Source organism: Halocynthiibacter sp. (assembly GCF_049608145.1).
In the GTDB taxonomy this organism is placed as follows: domain Bacteria; phylum Pseudomonadota; class Alphaproteobacteria; order Rhodobacterales; family Rhodobacteraceae; genus Halocynthiibacter.
The window spans coordinates 47,302-65,696 of record NZ_JBMYXF010000001.1; the positions used below are offsets into that span (position 1 = coordinate 47,302).

Consider the following 18,395-nt stretch of genomic DNA (forward strand, 5'->3'; position numbering starts at 1 on the left):
CGTGGCTGAAACACACGACAAAAAATCCGATCAGGTTGCACGGGCATTGACCCGTAAAGTGGTGTGTGGGGATTATGCCCCAGGGGAAAAACTGCGCCAAGATGCGATTTCACGCGATTTTGGCGTCAGTCAGGCCACCGCGCGCGAAGCCTTGCTGCGCCTTGCAGCACAAGGCCTGACCGTTGTGCAGCCGCGTCGGGGTATCTGCGTTGCACCTCTGGATCGTGCTTCGGTGGAAGAGCTGAAAGTCATGCGATTGGCGCTGGAACCTGTTGCCCTGATCCATTCGGTCCCACATTTAACCCCAGCACAGATATCGGAAGCGGTTGAACATCAGGTCAGCTGTGACACGGCCGGTAATGCGCAGGATTGGGAAGATGCCAACCGTCTTTTCCACATGGCAATTATCGCCGGATGTGGCATGCCGCGCCTGATTGATGAGATTAATAATCTGCAACTGCTTTATGCCCGACATTTCCTGGCCCGCCACGCAAATCGTTGGAAACCCCGTTCTGACCCGGACCACCAGGCCATCATCACAGCCATCCGTGCCCGGGACGCAAACCGGGCGTCATCAGTTTTACAGCGTCACCTGGCCAGACTGACTTAACCGGGTTTGCGCGCGATAATCCACGTCGGGTGATAGGTCAGTGGTACGCGATTCTGAACTGCATATCTCTGGTCATATCGATCGCAAAATTGGTTCAAATCCCGGCGTGTCCAATGGCGTGATTTTCCGGCATTCACCCCGGTTTGGCGTAGATGTCGTAACACTTGAAGTGGGGTATCAAACCAAATCTGACGAACATCTTCCTGGCACTCCAGGATCTCCAATCCGTCAGAACATTCAGCAAGATCCTGCGGCGAACACAGGCCGGGGGCCCGCTGTGATCCGTCCGCTTGGGGTAATTCCTGATACTGTTTTGCGCCAAACCCCGAAACGGCCAGCCATCCCCCTGGGGCCAAGGCCTCGGTTGCGTGACGTAGCAGATCCCCTGGGTTTTCCATCCACTGTATCACTGATGCGGCGGTGATCAGGTCGGGATGGTCTGGCCATGGAATTTCACGGATGTCGCCGGGCAGAAATGCAGCACCTGCATCATCTGCAACCCCGCGGGCATCTTGCACCAGCTCATTCAGGGACAGGGTGTCAAAGCTGAAATGACGTAACAACGCCCGGGTTAGATGCCCTGTGCCGCAACCGATTTCTAAACCATTTTTGAAACGGCGGTTGGGTGTGTGCACAGACAGTCGGCAGGCCAAATGATCTGCGACTTGGGCCTGCTGTCGTGCGCAGTTGTGATAGGTCTGAAAGCTGCGGCTGAAACTGTGTTCCACATGATCTGCAGGGGCCATTTTCATGTCAGCCACCTCTGCCAGGTCAGCCCTGTTGCAAAGGGTGTGTGTGTTGTGTTGATATGCCGGATTGCGTGGTTCTGGCTGCTCCAGGCGGCTTTCTGGGCTGTGGGTGGAATGATGCGGTCACGTTCGGAAATCCAAATCCGGTCAAAGGCAATTTCCGGGGCCGGTCCGCGTTTTACAATCGCCCGTAACTCGTCACGTGCAGTGTCATGGTTTAGCCTTGGGATCTCACCCCGATACCCAGCCCGGCGACAGAATTTTGTAAAATTTGTGGTGTTCAATCCGCTAGCGGTTGCCTCAACCACGTCAGGTGCGATGCCACGGGTGGCATCTGCAGGCCAGAAGGTTCCGTTCACTGCCACAAGATAATCAGGCTTTGCGCCGGTCTGTGTGATCCAATGTGTCGCGGAAGCCACGCCAAAAGACCAGGCAAGAAGAGACACATGCGCATAATCATTTAGGGCGGAAATAGTGTCTAATTCGCGATAATCGTCGACGAACAACACATCTCGCGGTCCATTGACCCCCACGAAAGGCTCAATGCCAATACCCCAGCCGCCAAAAATCAGCAGTAGGTCGTCTGTGCCAGAACGTTGTAGCCATTGCTGTTTCATGACGCCCCTTTCGCAAGCGAAACCATTGCGGATGTCACCCGGCTCAAGTCGTCAGGGGAAATGATGAAGGGCGGCATGCAGTAGATGTTTTTTGCGAATGGTCGTAGCCAGATACCGGTATCTGGGGCCAGTTGGTGGGCTTGTGCGGGGTCAACAGTTTCCTGCATTTCGATCACGCCAATCGCCCCAAGAACGCGTACATCTGCAACACCGGGGAGCGCGCGGGCGGCTTCCAGTTCATCCCGCATCTGTGTTTCGATCCGGGCCACCTGATTTTCCCAGATCCCGTCTTCCAGAAGGCTGAGGCTGGCAATGCCCGCCGCACAGGCCAGCGGATTGGCCATATAGGTGGGGCCGTGCATAAAGACACCCGCCGCACTTTCACCAATTCCCCGCGCAATGGTTTCCGTTGTGACCGTCGCGGCAAAGGAAATATGCCCACCTGTCAGGGCTTTACCAAGGCACAGAATATCCGGTGTGATTTCGGCGTGGTTCATGGCGAATAGTTTGCCTGTACGACCGAACCCAGTGGCGATCTCATCAAAGATCAGCAAGACATCGTGGGCATCGCAATACGCCTTTGCCTGGCGCAGCCATTCCGGATGGTAAAAATACATGCCACCAGCCCCCTGAACCATAGGTTCAAGGATCAGGGCAGCAATTTCAGATCCCTTTTCGGTCAGCAGCTGATCCAGCGCGGTCAACCCGTTTTCCTTGGGATCTTCAGGCCATGTTTCCCCGAGGCGTACAGGTGGACGCGGCAGGAAATGCTGGATCGACAAGGCGCCGCGAAACAGTCCGTGCATGCCATTTTCAGGGTCGCAGACGCTCATGGCTTTCCATGTGTCCCCATGATAGCCGCCGCAGATCGTGGCAAAGCCTGTCTTGCCCGTATGCCCCCTGGCCATCTGATATTGCACGGCCATTTTTAGGGCAACTTCGACAGACACAGATCCGCTGTCGCAATAAAAAATCCGATCCAGCCCGTCTGGCAACAGCCCGAGCAATTTTCGCCCCAGATCGACTGCGGGATTGTGGGTCAGCCCGCCAAACATCACATGGGGCATTTGATCCAGCTGTTGCTTCATGGCGTTGGTGATCACTGGGTTCCGGTGGCCGTGAATGCTGCACCACCAGGATGACATGGCGTCGATCACGCGGGTGCCATCCGCAAGCGTCAGCCAGATGCCTGAAGTCTCGGTCACAAGATGCATCGGCCCTAGTTTTGCAACATTGGTATAGGGATGCCACAGGTGGCGGGCATCAAATTCCAGCGGTGTCAGATCTGTTTGCATCTATCCCAGGGCCTTTCGGATTGTCGCCAGATCTATGGCCTCAAATGCGCGGGTCAGGCCGGCAGATGTCAGGGGGCTGATCATGTCAAGGCGTCCCAGATGTGGGATGTTGCACATCTGAACAATGGTCTGTTCAACGGCGGGTTCCGCCGCGCCAACAAAAGCAACGCCGATGACATCACAGCCAGCGTTGCGCAGGGCCATCAGGGACAGGGCTGTGTGGTTGATCGTGCCAAGGGCGGTGCGCGCAACCAGAATGACCGGGGCCTTCCAGTGCGCAAACAAATCAAGATAAAAGATGGATCGGTTCAGGGGGACCATCAGTCCGCCTGCGCCTTCGATGATCAGGGTTTCTGTGATGGTTGGTGGTAACAGGCGATCAATTTCAATCTCAACCCCGGCGTTTTCTGCGGACAGGTGGGGGGATGCGGGTAGGGGCAGGCGATAGGCTTCGGGCAAGGTTGGGCGGCCAGACAATTCCGCGACGATTTCGCTGTCGGTTTTGCCCGCAAGGCCTGATTGAACCGGCTTCCAGTAGGTTGCATTCAGGGCCGCAGTCAGCCCGGCTGCAAATACGGTTTTCCCGATGTCAGTGTCGGTTCCGGTGATAACCAGTCGTTTCATTTTGTCTCCGGTTTTTGTCTGGAAATAGCCTCAAATAGGGCGGTGATATCAGCGCAATCCACGTTGCCAGTGACAGACACCCGCAATCTTGCGGTGTTCCTAGGCACGGTGGGGGGGCGAATGCCGCGCACATCAAACCCCTGTTCCTGAAGACGTGCGGCCTGTGCCATTGTTTGATCATCCAGACCAATGATCACAGGGATAATTTGGCTGCGCAGGTTCGTAAGCCCGATCAGACGCCGCGCCTCGCTATGGGCGTGGATCATGCGGTTATGTGCTGTTGCCTGCAAATCCTGGTTACTTTTCAGCAAACCAAGGGCGGCGCGCACAAGGCCCGCGTTGAACGGCGAAGGGGCGGTTGCGAAAATGAAGGGGCGTGCGCGATTGATCAGCGTATCGATCATGACCTGAGCACCACAAATCAACCCACCCGCTACGCCAAGCGCTTTGCCGCAGGTATGTAAGGTCAAAACATCTGCGTTCAGGTTATGGGCCAGCCCCCGGCCTGCTGGTCCAAAGATCCCGGTGGCATGGGCTTCATCCACGATCAACACCGCATTTTCTGCGCGGGCAATTGTGGCCAGATCTTCAAGGGGGGCCAAATCGCCGTCCATGGAATAGATGCTTTCCACGGCAATCCAGACCTGTCCCGTGCCGCCAGCTTTGCGCCATCGCGCAAGCACCTTACGTGCATCTGCTGGGTCGTTATGCGTAAAGCCGGCGCTATCGGCCCGACCTGTGCGGATGCCTTCATGGGCGCTGGCGTGGATCAACGCATCATGTAGGATCAGATCTCCGGCGGCGGGCAGTGTTGCGAAAATTGCTTGGTTGGCCTGAAAGCCCCCGCCCATGAACAAAGCAGCTTGGGTGCCGAAAAAGGCGGCGGCTTCTGCTTCCAGCGCTTCATGTTGCGCGTGGTTGCCTCGCAGCAAGCGCGACCCGCCAGAACCAAGGGGCACGCCCTGATCCAGCAAGTGTTGTGCGGCCGTCTTTAGGGCGACTGATGATGCAAGCCCAAGGTAGTCGTTGGATGCAAAATCCAGCCCCTGTGCAGGTGTCAGGTATCGGCGGCGGCTGCGTGCAGACAGGGCCTGCAGCATACCGCCCAACCGGGTGACAGCATTCATTCGGCTGCCTCAACCTTTGCCTTGCATTCCGCTTCCATTGGCAGGATGCCCAGCTTGTTGAACAGCGCCATGTCTTCGCTGCTTTCGGGGTTTTCTGCGGTCAGCAATGTATCACCTACAAAGACAGAATTCGCCCCCGCGAAGAAACACATAGCCTGCATTTCGTCGGACATATCAGTGCGCCCCGCGGACAGCCGTACGTGGGATGTTGGCATCATGATCCGGGCAAGGGCGATGACGCGTACGAAATCAAAGGGTTCAATGGGTTCCGCATCGGCCAAGGGTGTGTCGGCCTGGGGCATCAGCATGTTAATGGGAACGGAATCAGGGGCTTCGGGCAAGTTCGCAAGGGTGATCAGCATATCAATGCGGTCACTTTTTTCTTCGCCCATACCCAGAATTCCACCGGAACACACTTTGATCCCGGCTTCGCGTACGCGGTTCAACGTGTCGATCCGGTCGGCGAATGTGCGGGTGGTGATGACCTCTGGGTAGTAGCGTTCAGAGGTGTCGATATTGTGGTTGTAATAGTCAAGACCCGCTTGTTTCAGTTTGATCACTTGACTGTTGTCCAGCATGCCAAGGGTCATACAGCTTTCCATGCCAAGATCCTGAACGCCTTGTATCATGGCCACCAGCGCATCCATGTCACGTTCTTTGGGCTCGCGCCAAGCGGCCCCCATGCAATATCGGGTTGCCCCGGCATCTCGTGCTTTTTTGGCCTCTGAAAGAACGCGCTGCACTTCGATTAGCTTGGATGCAGGCAGGTTTGCCCCGTTGCGTGCGGACTGCGAACAGTAAGAACAATCTTCGGCGCAGCCGCCAGTTTTTATCGATAGAAGGCGAGACATCTGTACGCGGTTTGGATCGAAGTGCGTACGATGTACGGTCTGCGCCTGATACAGAAGTTCCATAAATGGTTGATCATAAAGCTTTTGTGCGCTTTCGCGGGTCCATTTTTGTGCTGTATTATTCATTATCGATAATTTCACCCCATATCATGTTGGTGTAATTTTTTATCGATAATTTTTCAAAACACAAGCAAACTTTCGTCCCCGCCTTAAAAAGTGAACGATGATCAGCGTGAAGGGCGTTAAATCCAGTAGGGAAGAAAGATGATCAACCCGGTGACAACGGCAAGTGCGGCGCAGATCAACACAGCCCCCGCCGCGACATCTTTTGCCCGGCGCACGTCTTCTGAAAACTGCGGTGAAACCACATCACACAGGTGTTCAAAGGCTGTGTTCATGGCCTCGGCAAACCAGACAAGTCCGATCATTAGAAGAACCCATAGCCAGTCCTGTTGCGATAGCCCTGTGATGAAGGCCAGCGCGACTGTGAAGCACGCCAAAACAAGATGCACCCGCGCATTATGCTGGCTGCCCAGCATAAACCGCAGGCCATCCAATGCATAACCAACACTTTTAAGACGATTGAAAAGGAAGGTTTTTATAGCCTGCATTGCGTGTCCTTTTCAGGTGTCCAAGTGACTGCACGGGCGGATCGTTGGCTTCGGTGACGTAGCACCCCGGGAATCAAGCCAAGAAAGCCTGCAAGGAAAATACAACAGGTCATGTTTGCTGCTCTACGATAATCTGGATTTCACTTTTGTGGGAAAGCTCTGGGGAAAGTGGAATGTCGATCACCCCGTCAGAATCAGGGGTTGCCCCACCGGAAATTGAACCACGCCAGGTGACCGGGGTCTCTGTTTTTAGATTGCTGATGCGCAGATGCAGATCCTGCGCCCACTGGGATACTGGATGCAGGGTGATCTGCAGCGTTGTGTGTTTATGTTCTGCGCGGGAAACGATTAGGTGCTGATAATGTTGCGTATCCAGCAGGGGACCGTCTGGGGCGCCAAGTGGTTTGCGCATAAGGTTGCGAATAGAATTGCCCTCATTGAGGCGGGCGATCAGTTCCGTCATATGGGCAAAAACAGAAGCGTTTGGTCGCATTAGGGCGTTGCCGCTTATGTGATGGGGGCAGGTGTCTTCAAGGGCGGAAAGTGCAAGGCCCCGCGCATCGCCATCGCCCATTTCCGCGGCAGCGGCGGCGAAGCCAGCAAGGCTTGCGGCGCGGGACAACCGATAGTCGCCCGTATCAACTTTCCAAAAGTGTTTCAGGTTCAGTTCGATGCCATCAACGGCATTTCTGCGGGCGATGTCCCATTGATGTGCAGCGACATCAGGGAAACTGGTGTTCCACCATAGTGCAGGATAGGCTTCTGCCACTGCGCCGCCGATATGTGGGGATGGAATACCTGTTCGGGAAGATCTGAACGGCAGAATACGCCCGTCTTTTGCCGTGAATTCCTGATCCAGTGACTGCCGGAACCCGGGGGCGATAGTCTGCCATTTCGCTTGGTTTGTGCCAATGGCAGCGCTTGCGCCTATGGCATTGCAAAGTGGGTAAATCCAGTTCGGTTCGCAGGGCATCAGGGTGTACTCTGATGTTTGCCAACCCCGAAACAGCGCATCAATCAGGGAGCTGTGGTCATGGCTAAAATGATGTTTGCCCGACTTTAGGGATAGGGCGCCCGGGCGTGAAAATCGCATGTCACCGGTTTGGCGCTGAAACATCGCGATCTGGGCGGCCAGAAAACCTGTGTACATAATGTTATCACGGGCAACCGGATCGGGGTTTAGATCAAAGTTTCCCCAGGCGTTTTCATATTGCCAGTACCGCCAGATGCGCGGGTCACACTGCTTTTGGATTAAATTCATCTGCGCCCGGTGCAGATATCCACGGAATGCGGGCAGGCGGCTGTTTAATAAGGCCAGTGCATAACCTGCCTGGGCGATCTGATATCGTGTGGCGGCGGTCTGAAACTGATCAATGAACTGAAACCCTTCAAACTGATCGACCGGCTGCAGGGCGCGATCAAGCGCAAAGCGTCCAAGGGCTAGGGTTTTATGATCCAATGGCGATGAGATAGAGCGCTGGAAAGTGCTTGCCGCAGGCCGTGATGATTTCGGTCTGACGTATGATAGCAGGACGGGCAGGATTGTTATGATCAACAACAGCACTGGGCCGGAATGGAGCTGCCAGTGGCTGGCCTGCAGATAGACAGGCGGGGCCAACCAGGCAGATAGGGCTGCACTGCCGATCCAGACCAAGGGTGGCAGAATGATATTACCTGCGCCAAACCAGAAAATGACAGACCCTGCAAAAACGGCAGCTACCAGCACAAAGGCTGCAAGATGTCCGGCCCAGGCAGGAAGGCCCAGGCAGCGTAAACCGCCATCATCAAATATGGAAAGAAGGAACCCTCCGCCAGGAATGGCCAGCCCCGCGCCTAAAGCCTGCAGAGAGGCCTGCCCGGAAAAACTGATAAGGGCATTCGCGACCAGAAACACGACAAACAAACCGCCCAAGAAACGGGTCTGCTTTGCTGTGCTGACTGGTCCTGCCATATCAGCTTTGGTTCTGGCGTTCGATCCAGCTGCGCAGTTCTTCGGCTTCTTGGGGCGCGGCGCGCAGCCCATCCATTGCGGCGGACAATTCCGCTTCGGTCTGGGCCAGTTGGCTGGTAACTTCGGCTTCGCGCTGATGGGCCCAGGTGATGGCCTGGTCGCGGGTTTCTTCGGCTTCTTGTAGGGATTGTGCCATTTGATCCAGCTCTCCCAGATCTCCTTGGGAGACGCGGGTGAATTTGTTCACCAGCCAATGGGCAAACCAGCCCAGAAGAAACGTCACAAACAGGATGACAGCGATGATGAGGATCAGTTCAGTTCTGTTATTCATTTTCAGCCTCTGTGGTCTCTGCCGGTTGTTCTTCGCCTGTGCTGCCTTCTGTGGTTTCTTCTACAGGGGCATCTTCCACCAGGACAAATTCGATACGACGGTTGGCCTCGCGGCCGGCTTCGGTTTCGTTGCTAGCGATTGGGCTTTCTTCGCCATAACCCTTTGCTGTCAGTCCGGCTGTCAGAATGCGACGCGCCATCAGGGCGTTTAAGACCGCATCCGCGCGGGACTGGCTAAGTTGCAGGTTCATCGCCTCGCGACCCTGACTGTCTGTGTAACCAGAAATTTCCATTTTCACGTGGGAACAGCTGTTCAGAATATCCGCGATGGCGCGCAATGTATCGCCGCTGCCTGATGCAATATTCGCCGAACCCGGAGAAAACGCTAGCTTGGTTTCTGTTAGAACTGCGTTGATATTGCTGACACATTCTTCTGGTGTGGGCAGATCTGCCTGGGGGTCAAGGGCTTCGATATATTCTACATCAATTGCGAAATCTTCCGAGGTTCCCAATTTTTCAGACAGCACACGGGCAATATCGGCGTTGGCGTTCGGATTGCCGGTTTTCCCACGCACAGAGACATGGTTTTCCTCAACCACAACCGATCCGTTTTCAAGGAAAGACAGGGCTTCGATGGCGGAAAGAACCCGGATGGGCCAGCCTTCGGGCATCTCTGAATCAAGCCGGGTGGCGGCGTAAATCTGTTCTTCGCCAAAACGCGCGGCGGCGTAGCTTTCAACAGCGGTTTTTGTGCGTTCGTCGGTCATGCGACCGCGCAGCTGAACCTGGCCCTCGGGGCTTAGGGTGACTGTGAACTCAGGCGGCAGGCGTTCAGCCTGTTCTTCGCTGACAGGGAAAACCGTGTGCAAAGTAAAAACATCGGGCAGTTCTGCCTGAAGTTCTTCGGTAGCGCGTTCAAACACGGAGGAATCGCTGCCTTCCGCCGCAATCAGCGTGATATCCGCATCAGAGAACGTCACGGATCCATCACCGATTTCTGCAAGGGCATTTAGGGCAAGACCAACAGCTTCGCCCCATTTGGGGGAAGGGTTGCCCAGGGCAATCGTACAATCTGCCGGGCCGTTCAGGCCTGCGGTTTCAGCGGCGGTCAGAATGTGTCGGCGGCTGCGATCTGTATCTGCAAAGCAGGCATCAAAACGCCCTTGGTCTTCTTCACGCAGGAACCGCAGTGTAAAAGGCGAGACAACTTCGCGCGGGGCGGAGATATCCAGTTGCACTTCCAGATCCGTGGGGATCGAACGGGACAGTTGTTGTTTCAGGCGTGTGCGATCATCGCTGCTGGCGCTGTTTGCCTCGATAATCACCCGTCCGGGGTGTACGGAAATCTTGCTGTGGGGCAATTCTGTCAACGCATCAATGGCATAGGCCAGCGCGATATTCCAGCCGGTGGGCGCGTCGTAATCCGCAGCTTCCAACATGTCCGACACATCGGTATCGCCGGTCAGTTCTGCGATGGTGCTGGCGATTTCGCTGCGGTCTGTTGATGTCGGAATGAGACCGATCAGAGACACCTGATCATCGTTGCGCAGGATTTCCACAGAAAATTCAGGTGGAATAAAAGCGGCGCTGGCAGCAACCTGCATATCATCACGGATGCGGTAGGAATCAACAACTTCGCCGGCGATTGTCAGGGCATGAAAGCGGGCAGATTCACGTGGCGCAATGCCTGTCAGGCGCAGATGCAGACCTTCGGCTTCGACCTGGGCCCAGTCTTCGCCTTTTAACAGCAAGGCGCGGCGCACCCCATCTTCTGAGTTGCGCTCAATTCTGTCCACGGACACATTGGCGACCAGCAAAGAAATTGCCGCTGCACCGGTCAAAACGGAAAAAATGGCTACGAAGGACTTAAGCTGCATCCGGTTTTACTCCTGCTTAGTCTCTGCTTACGCCCGCAGGCCTTCAGGTTCAATCAAAGCATGGCGGAAACGGCGAAAAACAGCGCAGGAATAAGTCCGGTGTTCCGGTTTTCGCGAAAAAGGCGAAGGCAGGCATCTGGGTCATCAATTTTCAGGCGACGGATTTGGGTAGTTAGATGCAGGCCAAAGGCCCACGGGCCGCCCATAGCAACAACCAACGCCAGAAAATTGCCCCGGATCAGCACGCTCGAAAATACCGCAAGCGTCATCACCGAAACAGAGATCATCAAAAACCGGCGCAGCCAGGCGGCGGTGTTATCGCCAAACAGACGCGCAGTGGATTTCACCCCGATCATCGCGTCATCTTCTTTGTCTTGATGGGCGTAAATCGTGTCATAGAACAATGTCCATGAGATGCCAGCAATATACAGTAAAACGGCGGGTGTCTCCAGCACGCCACGATGGGCCGTCCAGGCAACAAGCGCGCCGAAATTAAAGGCCAGCCCCAAGAATGCCTGTGGCCACCAGGTAAATCGTTTTGCAAAAGGGTAAATTGCGACAAAGATCAGGGAGGACAGGGCCAGAAGAATGGTGTTCAGGTTGAAGGTGATCAGAACCAGTGCGCTGATCCCCATCTGAATAAACATCCAAATGACGGCCTGTTTGACGGTGACCTGCCCTGATGGCAGGGGGCGGGATTTTGTACGTTCCACCTGACCGTCAAAATTGCGATCCGTGATGTCATTCCAGGTGCAACCCGCCCCGCGCATCAGAAAGGCGCCAATAGTGCAACCCACAGCGATCCAGAGATCAAACAGTGTGAACCCATCCACAGCACCGGCCAGCGTCAGCCCCCACCAGCAGGGCAAAAGCAACAGCCAGGTGCCAATTGGGCGGTCCGCACGCGACAGACGCAGATAGGGGCGCGTCCAGGCCGGGGCGCGGTGATCAACCCAGTTGCCGCGATAAGCATCAGCAACCTGACCATCTGTGTCTGTGCCCTCTGGCATTTCCGGATTTGCGGACATATGTTTCGCCTTATGACAGGTTCAAAAATCAGACTTTATGTAGACCATGATCTGGCCCCGGGGCAATCCATTGCGCTGACGCGAGAGCAATCAAATTATCTTTTTGCCGTCATGCGGCTGGAGGCGGGCGGGCGGGTGTCACTGATCAACAGCCGCGATGGTGAATATTTGGCCGATATCGTGGTGGCGAATAAGAAGAACGGCATTCTTGTTTGTCAGGATCAGGTGAAGCCACTGCTGTTGCCGCCGGATCTTTGGTTGATGTTTGCGCCGGTGAAAAAGGATCGCACGGCCTTTATCGTGGAAAAAGCCACGGAAATGGGCGTGCGCGAAATTGTCCCGGTGATGACCGAATATACCCATTTTGACCGCATCCGTTGGGATAAGATGGATTTGCAAGCGGTTGAGGCTGCGGAACAATGTGGTGGGACTTATGTGCCGGGCATTGAACCGATGGAGAAACTGTCCGACGTTTTGGCCAATTGGCCTGCGGATCGTCAGATCTTGTTTTGTGATGAAAGCAAGGTTGGCGAACCCACATCTTTGAAAGAACTTCCCGTCGACAATGACGCTCCCTGGGCGGTCTTGATTGGTCCCGAAGGTGGGTTTTCAGAAGAAGAACGTGACGCATTACGGGCTCATCCCAACGCCCATGCGATTTCCCTTGGTCCCCGTGTTTTGCGGGCAGAAACCGCTGCAATTGCGGCGTTAACCCTCTGGCAAACGCAGTTGGGCGACTGGGGATGAGCTTTATCCGCCCCGAAGTGCAGACATTGCTGAAACAATGGGCTGCCCCGGCTTTTCTGGCTTTGGTTTTGTTGTTCTGCGTTCGGCTGATCGGTACTGGTAATCTAATCTTGATGATTATGGGCGGCATTGGTGCGCTGGCCTGCGCCTATTTCCTGTGGTTCCAGATCAAATTGGCCCGAATTGTCCGGCGCACGGGGGGCGCTGGCGTTGTCGAAGTGGTGGAACGTGAATTCAGCTGGTTCACAGCCGGGGGGGGCACACGGTTTTCGTTGGATGATGTGGTGAAAATCGAAATTGAAACCAATGATCAGGGCCCCTTCGCTGAAGATCTGTTCTGGTACTTCACCCTGTCTGATGGAAACCGTCACGAAGTCTTGGGATCTGCCGCAGAAGGGCAGTCAATTTTTGATCTTTTGTCGGGTTTTCCCGGTGTGGACTACGAAAAAGTCATCAAAGCGTCGTCTTCAACCATCTGTGATCACTTCCTGATATGGCAAAAACGCGATTGAACACTGGTAATTTCGACGTTACCGATTAAGTGCCTAAGATCCGCGCCAGAACCTACGCGCCCGCAGGAAAGGAAATGCCCATGTCTATCCCTCAGTCCGGCGGAGGCCCGATCGAACATCGTGATCAGCTTGCAGAATATTTGTCGTCCGGGTGTAAGCCGAAAGACGATTGGCGCATTGGCACGGAGCACGAAAAATTCGGCTATTGCAAAGACACGCTGAAGGCGCTGCCGTTTGAAGGCAAGCGGTCCATTGTTGCCGTTCTGGAAGGATTGCGGGATCGCCATGGCTGGTCTGAAGTGCGGGAAAGCGGCCACCTGATCGGTCTGGAAAAAGACGGCGCAAATGTTTCTTTGGAACCAGGCGGCGCGCTTGAATTGTCCGGTGCCCCGCTGGAAACCATCCACGAAACCTGTGACGAAGTGAATGTTCACCTGCGCGAAGTCAAAGATATCGCGGATGAAATCGGTGTCGGGTTTATTGGCCTGGGTGCCGCCCCGATCTGGACCCATGATGAAGTGCCCCTGATGCCGAAGGGCCGATATAAGCTGATGGATGCTTATATGGGGAAAGTTGGCACCATGGGCCGTTCCATGATGCGCCGCACCTGTACGGTGCAGGTGAACCTAGATTTCGCATCCGAAGCGGACATGGTGCAGAAATTGCGCGTGGCATTGGCGTTACAGCCGGTTGCGACCGCGCTTTTTGCCAATTCGCCCTTCTTTGAAGGCAAGCCAAACGGTCATAAATCCTGGCGTTCACGCATCTGGCGTGACCTTGATGACGCGCGCACAGGCATGCTGCCTTGGGTGTTTGAAGACGGCATGGGGTTTGAGAAGTGGGTCGACTATGCCCTTGATGTGCCGATGTATTTTGTCTATCGCGACGGGAAATATATCGACGCGCTTGGCATGTCCTTCCGCGATTTCATGGTTGGAAAACTGCCAGCCTTGCCGGGTGAAACCCCAACCTTGTCTGACTGGGCTGATCACTTGACCACCGCTTTCCCAGAGGCGCGGATCAAGAAATACATGGAAATGCGTGGGGCTGATGGTGGCCCGTGGCGTCGCCTTTGTGCGCTGCCGGCGTTTTGGGTTGGGATGATGTATGACCAATCCGCACTCGATGCGGCCTGGGATCTGGTCAAAGGTTGGTCCGCCGAACAACGCGAGGCATTGCGTGTTGCGGCCTCAGTTGATGGGCTTCAGGCCAAGGTTGATGGCATCAATATGCATGAGCTGGCGCGCGAAGTTGTGTCGATTTCCGAAGCGGGCCTAAAAGCGCGCGCACGGTCCGGCGCTGGCGGGATGGTGCCGGATGAAACCCATTTCCTGAATGCGCTGAAGGACAGCCTGGAAACCGGCAAGACCCCGGCGGATGAGCTGCTGGAACAATACCACGGTGAATGGGGCGGGGATCTGACAAAGATCTTTGCAGCCCACAGCTATTAACGGATATCGCAGGGCGTCTGATTTCTTGGGCGCCCTGTTTTACAAATTGCCTGTGATGTTCACCACATCGATTTCTTTGCGCGTTCCGGCCATTCCGCATCATAAGCGGCACCGTCAAACCCGCCTGCTGTGATTTCTTTCAGCATATCGCCAACGCTGGGCAAGCCTTTTGACATATCACCGGTTTCCCAAAGGCCCGCCCGCATGACAGCCCGGGCGCATTGGGGATAAACTTCTGAAATTGTGATAACGATTACGGTTTTCGGATTGCGGGTTTTCTGTTCAAACTGCCCGCATATATCATCATCTGCCGTCAGTCGTGCCGTGCCGTTCACCCGCATCACAGTGGTGGATCCTGCCACCATAAACATCAGAGAAATTCGACCGTCTTCGACAATATTACGCAGTGTATCAAGGCGTTGGTTTCCGCGCCAGTCAGGCAAAAGCAGGGTTTTGTCGTCCTGAATTTTCACCACAGGATCAATATCACCGCGCGGCGATCCATCTGTACCAGCGGGTCCAGTTGTTGACAAAACGCAAAAGCGGCTGCGTTCAATCCAGTGCCGGTAGGCTGGTGTCAAAGCCGGTGTAACCTTCAGGATGGATGCGCCACCGGCTGTTCCGTAAAGCGCTTCGAGGGATGCTATATCTTCGATGAAGTTCATTCCTCGAACTCCTGCAGTCCGGCTTCGCGCATCAGGCGGTCAGAATGGGTTTCAACTGCGGTTTCCATGGCCTGCATGAAATCTTGTTGCGACAAGCCCGGTTCAATCGGATCAAGAAATTCCAGAACCGCCGTGCCGGGATAACGCATGATTCCGTGACGTTTCCAGAAAACACCCACATTGGTGGCCGCAGGCACCACAGCTTGGCCTGTCTGTTCGTACAAAACATATGTCCCAACTTTATAAGGTTCCTTCGCGCCAGCTGCGACACGGGTGCCCTGTGGGAAAATGATCAGCTGGCCTGCTTCCTGCTGACCGGTTTTTACATCAGCAACCATCTTTTTGATCGCCGCGCCGCGTTTCCCGCGTTTGACAGGAATGGAATTGCTGAACCGCGCGTAGAGAGAAATCACCGGCACATACCGTAGCTCATCTTTGAAAATAAACTTAATACGGGGCAAGGCAGAGGACAGCATTAGGATGTCCAGAAAGCTTTGGTGTTTTGAGGCAACGATCACGGCACCATCAGGAATTTCACCGCGAATTTCAGTTTTCAACCCAACCATCCAGGACGCGGTCCAACGCACCCAGTCGCAATACAAACGAATAACATCAAAGGCCCATTTTGGTTTCAGAAAAACAAAAGGCGCCAGACCAAAACCGATGATTGGCAACATGATATACATCTGAATGATGAAAAGCAGGGATCGCACCCACTGAATGACATGCCACATTATGTTTGCTCCTTCAGAGATCTGAATGCTGCCGTGTGTGTTGCCCAGAATGCCACCATACCTGCCAGCAGAGGAATGATCAGGGGCCACAACCATTGTAGCCCGACAAAGGACAGGCCGGTTAGGAAATTTGTTTGCGCGACTTCGCCTGGATCAGGCATCAGAATGACGGCGAGACAGCCGATCAACGTGCCCATCGCCGCACCAGCCATCGCGCGCAGGGTGAAACGACGTACAAAAGCCCGCGCGATATAGTTGTCCTGCGCGCCAACCAGACGCAGCACATTGATCACCTGTCGGTTTGCCGCCAGGGCCGATCCCGCGGCAAGCGTTACAATGGCCGCCGTGGTAAAAGCAATCAGGATCAGAACCAGCATACCAAGGCTGCGCAGCCGGTTGGCGGCCGACACAAGCGGGGCGCGCCATCGGCTGTGATCATCAAGGATCGCGCCAGGGGCTTCGCCCGCAAGGCGCAGGCGCAGGCCGGATACATCATATCCAGGCGTGGCTTCGACGATTTCGATCAGCCGGGGCACAGGCAGATGAACCAGCGACAAATCACTGCCAAACCATGGGGCCAACAGGGCGTTTTGTTCTTCATCGGTCAGGGCGCGTGCCTCACTGATGCCGGGTGTTGTGCGCAGCACATCTAGGGCCGCTTCGGTTTGGGCATCCACCTGTCCTGCAGGCGCGGCGATGCGCACTGTTGCGGTACGCGCCAGTTCATCGGCCCAACGGTCTGCGACGCGCCCGGTGGCCATTGACAATGCAAGGGCGAACACCGCCAGAAACGCCATGGCACCTGATGCAAACAAGGTCAGCCAGGCCGTGTGTCCGGTGGCGGGCACAATCCCGGATGCGCTGCTTTCTTTCAGGTCAGCGATCAGCGTCAGAAATGAAAAACCCTTCATCAGAGATCCACCCCCGCAGACTGAACCCGGCGGTTTGCGATACGCAGCACCCGGGTGTTGACCTGTGATTTAGCCATACGGATCAGGGCCAGATCATGAGTGGCGATCATAATGGTCTTTCCCATTTTGTTCAGCTCGATCAAAAGCTGCAGAATACGCTGGGACATTTCCGAATCAACGTTGCCCGTGGGTTCATCCGCCAGAACCACATCCGGAGACATGATCACCGCCCGGGCCAGAGCGGCACGCTGACGTTCCCCACCTGACAATTCCTGTGGCAGGGCGTCGGCGCGATGACCAAGACCAACCCATTGCAACAGTTCCTGGAGATTTTCCGTTTCATCCCCCGGGTCACGCCCGGAAACGATCAGGGGCAGCGCCACATTTTGACGCAAAGACAGGTGATCCAGAAACCGGCAATCCTGATGCACAACACCGATTCGTCGTCGGGTACGGGCAATTTCATCTCGGGACATCTGACGCACATCATCGCCAAAAAGCCGGACCTGGCCGGCAGTTGCGATCAGTTCCATATAGCAAAGCTTCATAAAGGTAGATTTGCCAGCCCCTGACGGTCCCGTCAGAAAGTGAAACGAACCAGGTGCAAGTTTTAGCGAAATTTCGGACAGCATCTCGCCGTCGCCATAGTTGTATGCCGCCTTCTGCAACTCAATCATGGCATTCCTCCTGAGTATTTCATTTATGTATTGTTTCCCAGGCTGTTTGGTGACAGTTTTGCCTCACAGAACAGAATGTTTCAATCGGTTCGCGACACAATAGCTTTAAAAATGCGTGTTCTCTTGTTAGTACCAATAAATCCCGCCTGATAATTCCTTTTGCAGATCAGGCATCACTGACGAAATTAATATCGGGGCAGCCCCACATGAGACTGATATGTCCGGAGTGTGACGCAAATTACGAAGTAGATGCGCAGGTTATTCCTGACAACGGCCGTGATGTGCAATGCTCTGCTTGCGGAACCACTTGGTTTCAGCAGAAAGAAACACCTGCGCCTGCTGCTGCCCCTGTGGATGCAAATGTTGCTGAAACAGTTGCACAACCTGCGGAAACCACCCGCCCTGAGACTCGTTTCGTAGAAATCCCCCGGCCCCAGCAGCAGCTGGACGAAGCTGTTGTTGATATCTTGCGGGAAGAAGCGGTCATTGAAGAAACTGCCCGTGCTGCAGAACGTGATGGTCCCGGTCTTGCAGAAAGTCTTTCGAAAGCAACAGAAGACACGCCTCGCAACGGTGACATGGCACAGGTCTCTGCTGAACAGGGCACTGTTAAAAATGTAACGGCTGATGTCGTGACTGATTCTGCCGATAACGCGCATCGTGCGGATCTTTTGCCTGATATTGACATGATCAACTCTACCCTGCGTGCCGCCGCGGAAGACACACCGAGCGACACAGCAGAAGCAACCGTTGAAAATACTCAGCCAGCCCGTGGTGGTTTTCGCCGGGGTTTTCTGATGATGATCCTTTTGTTGATCATTGCTACAGTGATCTATTCCAGTGCGCCGAAAATCATCGAATTCTGGCCCGCTGGAGCGCCTTACCTAACGGCTTATGTTGATTGGGTTGATGGCCTGCGCATCTGGATTGATGGGTTTATGGGCAATGCTGCGGACAGCCTTAGTGGTTTGACCGATACATCAGGCACCTGACGTTCAGCGTATTTCCAGAACAACTTACCAAAGGCT

Annotated in this window: 20 protein-coding genes; 5 read left to right on the plus strand and 15 right to left on the minus strand. The window is 54.9% G+C overall.

The annotated features are described in order from the left end of the window. Window position 1: 1 nt before the first annotated feature. Complete coding sequence (locus ACPGUT_RS00250) at window positions 2–610, plus strand: GntR family transcriptional regulator (RefSeq protein WP_423988142.1); 609 nt, start codon at window positions 2–4, stop codon at window positions 608–610. Here ACPGUT_RS00250 and ACPGUT_RS00255 read toward each other — a convergent pair. From ACPGUT_RS00255 to ubiA, 11 genes are all read right to left on the minus strand, one after another. Beyond that, window positions 607–1,362, minus strand: a complete 756-nt coding sequence (locus ACPGUT_RS00255; RefSeq protein WP_423988143.1) for a methyltransferase domain-containing protein — start codon at window positions 1,360–1,362, stop codon at window positions 607–609. The two genes, ACPGUT_RS00250 and ACPGUT_RS00255, sit on opposite strands and share 4 nt — an antisense overlap. Continuing rightward, complete coding sequence (locus ACPGUT_RS00260) at window positions 1,359–1,976, minus strand: pimeloyl-ACP methyl esterase BioG family protein (protein ID WP_423988145.1); 618 nt, start codon at window positions 1,974–1,976, stop codon at window positions 1,359–1,361. The genes ACPGUT_RS00255 and ACPGUT_RS00260 overlap by 4 nt, the downstream gene beginning before the upstream one ends. Then, entirely contained in the window at window positions 1,973–3,271 is a 1,299-nt protein-coding gene (bioA, locus tag ACPGUT_RS00265) for an adenosylmethionine--8-amino-7-oxononanoate transaminase (RefSeq protein WP_423988147.1), read from the minus strand. The genes ACPGUT_RS00260 and bioA overlap by 4 nt, the downstream gene beginning before the upstream one ends. Then, window positions 3,272–3,895 (minus strand): dethiobiotin synthase, encoded by a 624-nt coding sequence (gene bioD, locus ACPGUT_RS00270; RefSeq protein ID WP_423988149.1) that lies wholly within the window; start codon window positions 3,893–3,895, stop codon window positions 3,272–3,274. Beyond that, a complete protein-coding gene (locus ACPGUT_RS00275; RefSeq protein WP_423988150.1) occupies window positions 3,892–5,022 on the minus strand; it encodes an 8-amino-7-oxononanoate synthase in 1,131 nt (376 codons plus the stop codon). The genes bioD and ACPGUT_RS00275 overlap by 4 nt, the downstream gene beginning before the upstream one ends. Then, on the minus strand, window positions 5,019–5,999 hold the full coding sequence (bioB, locus tag ACPGUT_RS00280) for a biotin synthase BioB (protein ID WP_423988152.1): 981 nt from the start codon (window positions 5,997–5,999) through the stop codon (window positions 5,019–5,021). Before bioB ends, ACPGUT_RS00275 begins: the two co-directional genes overlap by 4 nt. A 116-nt stretch (window positions 6,000–6,115) precedes the next feature. Next, the gene (locus tag ACPGUT_RS00285) at window positions 6,116–6,484 is read right to left on the minus strand and encodes a diacylglycerol kinase family protein (protein ID WP_423988154.1); all 369 of its coding nucleotides are present in this window, start codon (window positions 6,482–6,484) and stop codon (window positions 6,116–6,118) included. Between the two features lie 109 nt (window positions 6,485–6,593). Further along, window positions 6,594–8,435 (minus strand): hypothetical protein, encoded by a 1,842-nt coding sequence (locus ACPGUT_RS00290; protein ID WP_423988155.1) that lies wholly within the window; start codon window positions 8,433–8,435, stop codon window positions 6,594–6,596. 1 nt (window position 8,436) lies between these two features. Further along, window positions 8,437–8,766, minus strand: coding sequence for a hypothetical protein (locus ACPGUT_RS00295; protein ID WP_423988157.1), 330 nt, complete (start codon window positions 8,764–8,766; stop codon window positions 8,437–8,439). Then, the gene (locus ACPGUT_RS00300) at window positions 8,759–10,642 is read right to left on the minus strand and encodes an OmpA family protein (RefSeq protein WP_423988159.1); all 1,884 of its coding nucleotides are present in this window, start codon (window positions 10,640–10,642) and stop codon (window positions 8,759–8,761) included. Before ACPGUT_RS00300 ends, ACPGUT_RS00295 begins: the two co-directional genes overlap by 8 nt. A 53-nt stretch (window positions 10,643–10,695) precedes the next feature. Then, window positions 10,696–11,670 carry a 4-hydroxybenzoate octaprenyltransferase gene (gene ubiA / locus ACPGUT_RS00305; protein WP_423988160.1) on the minus strand — a complete coding sequence of 325 codons (975 nt, stop codon included), beginning with the start codon at window positions 11,668–11,670 and terminating at the stop codon, window positions 10,696–10,698. A gap of 12 nt (window positions 11,671–11,682) precedes the next feature. Between ubiA and ACPGUT_RS00310 the strand changes: the two genes are divergently transcribed. The 3 genes from ACPGUT_RS00310 (at window position 11,683) to ACPGUT_RS00320 (ending at window position 14,380) form a co-directional block, all read left to right on the plus strand. After that, on the plus strand, window positions 11,683–12,417 hold the full coding sequence (locus ACPGUT_RS00310) for a 16S rRNA (uracil(1498)-N(3))-methyltransferase (RefSeq protein WP_423988162.1): 735 nt from the start codon (window positions 11,683–11,685) through the stop codon (window positions 12,415–12,417). Then, entirely contained in the window at window positions 12,414–12,929 is a 516-nt protein-coding gene (locus ACPGUT_RS00315; RefSeq protein ID WP_423988164.1) for a hypothetical protein, read from the plus strand. Before ACPGUT_RS00310 ends, ACPGUT_RS00315 begins: the two co-directional genes overlap by 4 nt. A gap of 80 nt (window positions 12,930–13,009) precedes the next feature. Continuing rightward, complete coding sequence (locus tag ACPGUT_RS00320; protein WP_423988166.1) at window positions 13,010–14,380, plus strand: glutamate--cysteine ligase; 1,371 nt, start codon at window positions 13,010–13,012, stop codon at window positions 14,378–14,380. Between the two features lie 59 nt (window positions 14,381–14,439). Here the strand turns inward: ACPGUT_RS00320 and ACPGUT_RS00325 are convergent, their stop codons facing one another. From ACPGUT_RS00325 to ACPGUT_RS00340, 4 genes are read right to left on the minus strand one after another with little or no spacing between them, the layout of a single operon-like run. Next, window positions 14,440–15,045, minus strand: a complete 606-nt coding sequence (locus tag ACPGUT_RS00325; protein ID WP_423988168.1) for a pyridoxamine 5'-phosphate oxidase family protein — start codon at window positions 15,043–15,045, stop codon at window positions 14,440–14,442. Then, entirely contained in the window at window positions 15,042–15,779 is a 738-nt protein-coding gene (locus tag ACPGUT_RS00330; protein WP_423988170.1) for a lysophospholipid acyltransferase family protein, read from the minus strand. The genes ACPGUT_RS00325 and ACPGUT_RS00330 overlap by 4 nt, the downstream gene beginning before the upstream one ends. Further along, window positions 15,779–16,690, minus strand: a complete 912-nt coding sequence (locus tag ACPGUT_RS00335; RefSeq protein ID WP_423988172.1) for a cell division protein FtsX — start codon at window positions 16,688–16,690, stop codon at window positions 15,779–15,781. Before ACPGUT_RS00335 ends, ACPGUT_RS00330 begins: the two co-directional genes overlap by 1 nt. Then, a complete protein-coding gene (locus ACPGUT_RS00340) occupies window positions 16,690–17,367 on the minus strand; it encodes a cell division ATP-binding protein FtsE (RefSeq protein WP_423988174.1) in 678 nt (225 codons plus the stop codon). Before ACPGUT_RS00340 ends, ACPGUT_RS00335 begins: the two co-directional genes overlap by 1 nt. Window positions 17,368–17,573: 206 nt before the next feature. Between ACPGUT_RS00340 and ACPGUT_RS00345 the strand changes: the two genes are divergently transcribed. Beyond that, window positions 17,574–18,359, plus strand: coding sequence for a zinc-ribbon domain-containing protein (locus ACPGUT_RS00345; protein WP_423988176.1), 786 nt, complete (start codon window positions 17,574–17,576; stop codon window positions 18,357–18,359). Window positions 18,360–18,395: the final 36 nt, after the last annotated feature.

Bases quoted from the DNA above. Each gene is read 5' to 3' on its own strand.
- ACPGUT_RS00260 (WP_423988145.1), bottom strand. From the start codon at position 1,976: ATGAAACAGCAATGGCTACAACGTTCTGGCACAGACGACCTACTGCTG.
- bioA (WP_423988147.1), bottom strand. From the start codon at position 3,271: ATGCAAACAGATCTGACACCGCTGGAATTTGATGCCCGCCACCTGTGG.
- ACPGUT_RS00275 (WP_423988150.1), bottom strand. From the start codon at position 5,022: ATGAATGCTGTCACCCGGTTGGGCGGTATGCTGCAGGCCCTGTCTGCA.
- ACPGUT_RS00340 (WP_423988174.1), bottom strand. From the start codon at position 17,367: ATGATTGAGTTGCAGAAGGCGGCATACAACTATGGCGACGGCGAGATG.
- ACPGUT_RS00335 (WP_423988172.1), bottom strand. From the start codon at position 16,690: ATGAAGGGTTTTTCATTTCTGACGCTGATCGCTGACCTGAAAGAAAGC.
- ACPGUT_RS00310 (WP_423988162.1), top strand. From the start codon at position 11,683: ATGACAGGTTCAAAAATCAGACTTTATGTAGACCATGATCTGGCCCCG.
- bioB (WP_423988152.1), bottom strand. From the start codon at position 5,999: ATGAATAATACAGCACAAAAATGGACCCGCGAAAGCGCACAAAAGCTT.
- ACPGUT_RS00300 (WP_423988159.1), bottom strand. From the start codon at position 10,642: ATGCAGCTTAAGTCCTTCGTAGCCATTTTTTCCGTTTTGACCGGTGCA.
- bioD (WP_423988149.1), bottom strand. From the start codon at position 3,895: ATGAAACGACTGGTTATCACCGGAACCGACACTGACATCGGGAAAACC.
- ACPGUT_RS00320 (WP_423988166.1), top strand. From the start codon at position 13,010: ATGTCTATCCCTCAGTCCGGCGGAGGCCCGATCGAACATCGTGATCAG.
- ACPGUT_RS00345 (WP_423988176.1), top strand. From the start codon at position 17,574: ATGAGACTGATATGTCCGGAGTGTGACGCAAATTACGAAGTAGATGCG.
- ACPGUT_RS00295 (WP_423988157.1), bottom strand. From the start codon at position 8,766: ATGAATAACAGAACTGAACTGATCCTCATCATCGCTGTCATCCTGTTT.
- ACPGUT_RS00330 (WP_423988170.1), bottom strand. From the start codon at position 15,779: ATGTGGCATGTCATTCAGTGGGTGCGATCCCTGCTTTTCATCATTCAG.
- ubiA (WP_423988160.1), bottom strand. From the start codon at position 11,670: ATGTCCGCAAATCCGGAAATGCCAGAGGGCACAGACACAGATGGTCAG.
- ACPGUT_RS00290 (WP_423988155.1), bottom strand. From the start codon at position 8,435: ATGGCAGGACCAGTCAGCACAGCAAAGCAGACCCGTTTCTTGGGCGGT.
- ACPGUT_RS00285 (WP_423988154.1), bottom strand. From the start codon at position 6,484: ATGCAGGCTATAAAAACCTTCCTTTTCAATCGTCTTAAAAGTGTTGGT.
- ACPGUT_RS00325 (WP_423988168.1), bottom strand. From the start codon at position 15,045: ATGAACTTCATCGAAGATATAGCATCCCTCGAAGCGCTTTACGGAACA.
- ACPGUT_RS00255 (WP_423988143.1), bottom strand. From the start codon at position 1,362: ATGAAAATGGCCCCTGCAGATCATGTGGAACACAGTTTCAGCCGCAGC.
- ACPGUT_RS00315 (WP_423988164.1), top strand. From the start codon at position 12,414: ATGAGCTTTATCCGCCCCGAAGTGCAGACATTGCTGAAACAATGGGCT.